This window comes from Streptomyces sp. NPDC003943 (genome assembly GCF_053605265.1).
Genome location: NZ_JBSGIW010000177.1, coordinates 1 through 4714 on the forward strand (window position 1 = coordinate 1; position 4714 = coordinate 4714).

Below are 4714 nucleotides of genomic sequence, written 5' to 3' on the forward strand. Positions count from 1 at the left end.
ACCGGCCCGCTGCCGCCCCCCCCCCCACCCGCGAGGGCCCGCCCCCGGACGTTCTGTCCGCGGCCGGGCCCTTCAGCTTCGGCGGAACATCCGCCTGAGGCCGACGACCACGACGGCCGCCACCCCCAGGACGACGAAGCCCAGTGTGGCGTTGCCCTGGCCCTGGCCGCCCCCTCCCCCGGTGGCGGCCGAGCCGGTGCCGGCGCCGGGGTGTTCCGGGGCGCCCGGTCCGGGGCTCGTGGTGTCGGGCGACGGGGTCACGCCCTGCCGGTCGACGCGGATCACCCTGCTGTTCTTCCCCTCGGAGCCGAACATGAAGGCCGAGCCGTCCGTCGTGTACGTCACGGACTCCGCCTGGCCCTGGAAGGGCGCGGCGACGGCGGTGCCGGCGTCGGCGAGGCGGCCGTTCTTCCAGGCGTACTCCTCGGCCGCGAAGTAGCCGCGCAGGACGAGCCGGTCGCCGTCCGGGGAGAAGGCGCCGTCGGTCACCCACGGCACCTCGTCGACGCGGCGGAAGACGTTCGTCCGGGAGGCGGAGAGCCGCTCCGGGCCCTCGTAGAGGCCGCCGCCCTTCTGGTTCTTGCTGGCGATGTAGACCCGGCCGGTCTTCGGATGGACCATCAGGGCCTCGGCGTTGCGGGCCCCGTCGGCGTACTTCACGTCGTACTGGGTGGCCTGGACGGTCTGGTCGCGGAGCTCCTTCGGCTCGGGGAAGCGGTAGATCCAGACGTGGTCCCAGGAGCCGTCGAGGTTGTCGCCGATGTCGCCGACGTAGATGTCGCCGTCCGGGCCGACGGAGATGCCCTCCATGTCGCGCGGGGTGCCGACGCCCTTCATGGTGAGGGTCGCGACGGTGCGTCCCGTACGGGAGTCGACGCCGTAGATCAGGGGCGCGTCCTGGTCGTTGTGCGTCCAGTAGACGCCGGGGTGCGCGTGGCTGGCGGCGAGGCCGCTGGACTCGGTGATCCGCGGGTCCTCGATGGTGAAGTCCCGGTCCGGGCCGTCTCCGTCGGCCGCCGCGGCCACCGGCGCGGCCATGACGAGGACGAGGGCGGCGGTGGCACCGAGGACGCGCAGCACGGCAGATCGCATGGCAGCAAGCCTGCCACGCGCGCGGCGGTCGGCCCCTGGTGTCCGGGATCACGTCGCCGCCGCGGTCCGGCGCCGATGATCGTCGGTGATGATGTCGACCATGCGTTTTCTGTTCGTCGGCGACAGCATGACCATCGGACGCGCCGGCGACTTCACCTGGCGCTACCGGATGTGGCGGCACCTGGCGGCCGTGCTGCCCGGCCCCGGCGGGTACGAGATCGTGGGGCCGCGCACCACGCTGTACGAGCCGGCCGAAGACGCCGCGACCTCGGACGCGTACGCCGACCCCGGCTTCCCGGCCGCCGCCCGCCGTCATCTGGCCGGCTGGGGCGAGGGCTGGCTGCACATGGCACCGCTCGTCGGGGACGCGGTGACGGCGGCCGGCGCCGACGTGCTGCTGATCTCGCTGGGCCTGATCGACCTCGGCTTCTACACCAACAGCGACCAGACCACCGAGAACGTCCGCGCCTTCCTGGCCGCCGCACGCGCCGCGAACCCGCGGGTGCGGGCGGTGCTGCTGCCCGTCATCCCGAACGTCCGCGCCGAGTACGACGCCCCCTTCGCCGCCGAGTGCGCCCGCTTCAACGAACTGCTCGCGAAGACGGTCGCCGACCTGGACACGGCCGCCTCGCCGCTGCTGCTCGCGACGGTGCCGGAGTCGTACGACATCCACGCGGACACCTACGACGGCACGCACCCGGGCCCGACGGGCGAACACAAGCTGGCGGCCGCGTTCGCGGACGCCATGCACCAGGCGTGGGGGCTCGGCGGCCCGTACCGCTACTGACCTGCGTCGGTCACCGCATCGACCTCGATCTCCACCAGCCAGTCGGGGTCGATGAAGCGGGACACCTCGACGAACGTGGTCACCGGGCGGATGCCGGCGAAGCGCTCGCCGTGGGCCTTGGCCGCCTCCTTCCAGGTGGTGATGTCGGTGAGCATGATCCGGGTGCGCACGACGTCGTCGAGCGAGGCGCCGGCGGCCCTGAGCGCGGTCTCGGCGATGTCGATGCAGCGGACGGTCTGGGCGTGGACGTCGCCGACGCCGGCGGTGGTCCCGTCGTCCGCGATGGGCGCGGTGCCGGCTACGGCGACGTGCGCGCCCTTGCGGACGGCGCGGGAGAAACCGATCTCCGGCTCCAGCGGCGATCCCGAACCGATGTTCTTCCTGGTGCTGTTCATGCGCCCATGATCGCCTGCCGGGCGGTGCGGGCCACGGCGCGCGGCCCAGCGCACCGGCGACCCGCACGACGCCCGGTCACCCGGACGGTCACCAGGCGAACGCCTCCGGGGACGGGCCCGGACCGGGGAAGATCTCGTCGAGGGAGGCGAGGAGCTCCTCGCCCAGCTCGACGTCGAGCGCGCGCAGGGCGCCCTGGAGCTGCTCCGGGGTGCGCGGGCCGACGATCGGACCCGTGACGCCCGGGCGGGTGAGCAGCCAGGCGAGGGCCGTCTCGGCCGGGTCCAGGCCGTGCTTGTCGAGCAGGTCCTCGTACGCCTGGATGCGGGCGCGCTGCGCCGGGTCGGCGAGCAGGTCGGCGGCCCGGCCGGAGGCGCGACGGCCGCCCTGGACCTCCTTGCGGATGACGCCGCCGAGGACGCCGCCGTGCAGCGGGGACCAGGGGATGACCCCGAGGCCGTACTCCTGGGCGGCCGGGATCACCTCCATCTCGGCGCGCCGCTCGTAGAGGTTGTAGAGGCACTGCTCGCTGACCAGGCCGACCGCCCCGCGGCGGGCGGCGGCCTCGTTGGCCTGGGCGATCTTGTAGCCGGGGAAGTTGGACGAGCCGGCGTAGAGGATCTTGCCCTGCTGGATCAGTACGTCGATCGCCTGCCAGATCTCCTCGAAGGGGGTCAGGCGGTCGACGTGATGGAACTGGTAGACGTCGATGTAGTCCGTGCCGAGCCGCTTCAGGCTGGCGTCCACGGCCCGGCGGATGTTCACCGCGGAGAGCTTGTCGTGGTTGGGCCAGGCGGGCCCGTCGGCGCCCATGTTCCCGTACACCTTGGTGGCCAGGACCACTTTGTCGCGGTGGGCCGGGTCCTTGGCGAACCACGAGCCGATGATCTCCTCGGTGCGGCCCTTCTCCTCGCCCCAGCCGTAGACGTTGGCCGTGTCGAAGTAGTTGAGGCCCGCGTCGAGGGCGGCGTCCATGATGGCGTGACTGGTCGATTCGTCCGTCTGCGGGCCGAAGTTCATCGTGCCGAGGACGAGTCGGCTGACCTTGAGTCCCGTGCGTCCGAGCTGCGTGTACTCCATGCGCACCAAGCCAACGCCTTCGAGTGGGCTCGAAGCAAGCGTCGGTTTCAGGGCCCGGGGTTGCCCAGGGCTATTGGCCGACCACCGACGCCACCGCCACGATCGCGAACATCAGCACAAGCACACCGGCCATGATCCGGTTACGGGTTTTCGGGTCCACCTGACGAGGTTAACCCGGCGCGCCGAGCGGCCACGCGGCGACCGTCTCGTAGCGCGGCTGGGCGCCCGGTGTGCCGCCGCCCGGGAGGTTGCTGCGGATCAGGGCCAGCTCCTCGACCTGCCAGCGGGTGCCCTCGAAGTCGGCCATGGCGGCGACGAAGGGGCGCAGGTCGACATCGGTGGCGCGGCTGCGGGCGACGGTGAGGTGGGCCTGGTAGCGGCGGTGCTCGTCCATCGGGACGCCGGCGCGGCGGGCGGCGGCGTCGGCGCGTTCGGCGAGCAGGCGCATCTCGTCCAGCTCGCCCGCCGCGCCCGTCCACAGCACGGCCCGCCCGAAGTGCCCTCCGCCGTGCAGCCGCAGCGGGAACGGCGCGGTGCGGTGCGCGGCCCGGCCGAGCCGGGCCCGCAGGTCCGGCAGCAGCTCCTCGTCGACCTCGCCCATGAACGCGAGCGTGAAGTGCCAGCCGGGACGCGGGGTCCAGCGCAGGCGGTCCGCGTGGGGCAGGTGGGCGAGGCGGTCGACCTCGCGGGCGAGCTCGGCGAGCTGCGCGGGCGGCGGGACGACGGCGGCGAAAAGCCTCATGAGGCGAGTGTGGCAGGCGCCGGGGCCCGACGGGCGCCGGGCGGCACTAGCCTCTGCCGGATGGACAACGGGATCAGGATCAGGCAGGGCGGCACGGCCGACGTCCCCGCGATGCTCGCGATATTCGACAGCGCGGTGGTCTGGCTGAACGAGCGGGGCATCACCGCGCAGTGGGGCACGGAGCAGTTCAGCTCGCGGCCGAAGACGGTGGAGACGATCGAGCAGCTGGCGGCGGAGGGCGACCCCTGGATCGCCGAGCTCGACGGCGTCCCGGTCGGCACGCTCACCCTCACGCCGCACCCTGGCGGGTACGTGGCCGCGGCGGACGAGCCGGAGCGCTACGTGCGCTTCCTCGCCACCGACGGGCGCTTCCACGGGTACGGGGTGGGCGCGGCGCTGCTCGCGCACGCGGCGGAGGTGACGCGGCAGGCGGGCGTGTCGCTGCTGCGGGTGGACTGCTTCGCGGGGAGCGAGGGGCGGCTCGTGGCGTACTACGAGCGGCAGGGGTTCACCCGGACGGAGGCGTTCGTGGTGGGCGAGTGGCCGGGGCAGGTGCTGGAGCGGCGGGTGTGAGACGGGCTCCCGGCCGGGGCCCCGCGACGGACGGCGACGTCCGTCGC

6 protein-coding genes are annotated in these 4714 nt (G+C 73.3%); 2 read left to right on the top strand and 4 right to left on the bottom strand.

The genetic code is table 11. From position 1 onward, the window contains the following. Positions 1-72: 72 nt before the first annotated feature. A complete protein-coding gene (locus tag ACWEV0_RS35665; RefSeq protein ID WP_453153962.1) occupies positions 73-1092 on the bottom strand; it encodes a WD40 repeat domain-containing protein in 1020 nt (339 codons plus the stop codon). A 100-nt stretch (positions 1093-1192) separates the two neighbouring features. Between ACWEV0_RS35665 and ACWEV0_RS35670 the strand changes: the two genes are divergently transcribed. Further along, positions 1193-1879 (top strand): GDSL-type esterase/lipase family protein, encoded by a 687-nt coding sequence (locus tag ACWEV0_RS35670; RefSeq protein WP_453153963.1) that lies wholly within the window; start codon positions 1193-1195, stop codon positions 1877-1879. Here ACWEV0_RS35670 and ACWEV0_RS35675 read toward each other — a convergent pair. The 3 genes from ACWEV0_RS35675 to thpR all read right to left on the bottom strand — a co-directional run bounded on the left by ACWEV0_RS35675 (position 1873) and on the right by thpR (position 4094). Beyond that, complete coding sequence (locus tag ACWEV0_RS35675) at positions 1873-2274, bottom strand: RidA family protein (protein ID WP_453153964.1); 402 nt, start codon at positions 2272-2274, stop codon at positions 1873-1875. The genes ACWEV0_RS35670 and ACWEV0_RS35675 overlap by 7 nt on opposite strands. 88 nt (positions 2275-2362) lie before the next feature. Then, entirely contained in the window at positions 2363-3352 is a 990-nt protein-coding gene (locus ACWEV0_RS35680; protein WP_453153965.1) for an aldo/keto reductase, read from the bottom strand. 169 nt (positions 3353-3521) lie between these two features. After that, positions 3522-4094, bottom strand: coding sequence for an RNA 2',3'-cyclic phosphodiesterase (gene thpR, locus ACWEV0_RS35685; protein WP_453153966.1), 573 nt, complete (start codon positions 4092-4094; stop codon positions 3522-3524). 60 nt (positions 4095-4154) lie between these two features. Between thpR and ACWEV0_RS35690 the strand changes: the two genes are divergently transcribed. Next, the gene (locus ACWEV0_RS35690) at positions 4155-4667 is read left to right on the top strand and encodes a GNAT family N-acetyltransferase (protein ID WP_453153967.1); all 513 of its coding nucleotides are present in this window, start codon (positions 4155-4157) and stop codon (positions 4665-4667) included. Positions 4668-4714 lie beyond the last annotated feature (47 nt).